Consider the following 818-nt stretch of genomic DNA (forward strand, 5'->3'; position numbering starts at 1 on the left):
ATTCCAAGAACTAAGCATACGACAAGTAGGGCGGGACACGCGAAATCCTGTCTGAATATGGGGGGACCATCCTCCAAGGCTAAATACTCGTGATCGACCGATAGTGAACCAGTACCGTGAGGGAAAGGCGAAAAGAACCCCGGGAGGGGAGTGAAATAGAACCTGAAACCGGATGCATACAAACAGTGGGAGCCTGGAAACGGGTGACTGCGTACCTTTTGTATAATGGGTCAGCGACTTACATTCAGTGGCAAGCTTAACCGCATAGGGGAGGCGTAGGGAAACCGAGTCCGAATAGGGCGTCTCAGTCGCTGGGTGTAGACCCGAAACCGAGTGATCTATCCATGGCCAGGATGAAGGTGCGGTAACACGCACTGGAGGTCCGAACCCACTAGTGTTGCAAAACTAGGGGATGAGCTGTGGATAGGGGTGAAAGGCTAAACAAACTCGGAGATAGCTGGTTCTCCCCGAAAACTATTTAGGTAGTGCCTCATGTATCACTTCCGGGGGTAAAGCACTGTTATGGCTAGGGGGTCATTGCGATTTACCAAACCATGGCAAACTCTGAATACCGGAAAGTGCAAGCATGGGAGACAGACGGTGGGTGCTAACGTCCATCGTCAAGAGGGAAACAACCCAGACCGCCAGCTAAGGTCCCAAATGATCAGTTAAGTGGTAAACGAGGTGGGAAGGCCTAGACAGCCAGGATGTTGGCTTAGAAGCAGCCATCATTTAAAGAAAGCGTAATAGCTCACTGGTCGAGTCGTCCTGCGCGGAAGATGTAACGGGGCTCAAACTGATAACCGAAGCTGCGGATG

At 51.6% G+C, this 818-nt stretch carries 1 rRNA gene; it reads left to right on the forward strand.

Going from position 1 to position 818, the window contains the following annotated elements:
- Window positions 1-818 (forward strand): 23S ribosomal RNA (locus tag ACZ9XP_RS17735); the annotation flags it as partial.

The organism is Vogesella perlucida (assembly GCF_979366545.1).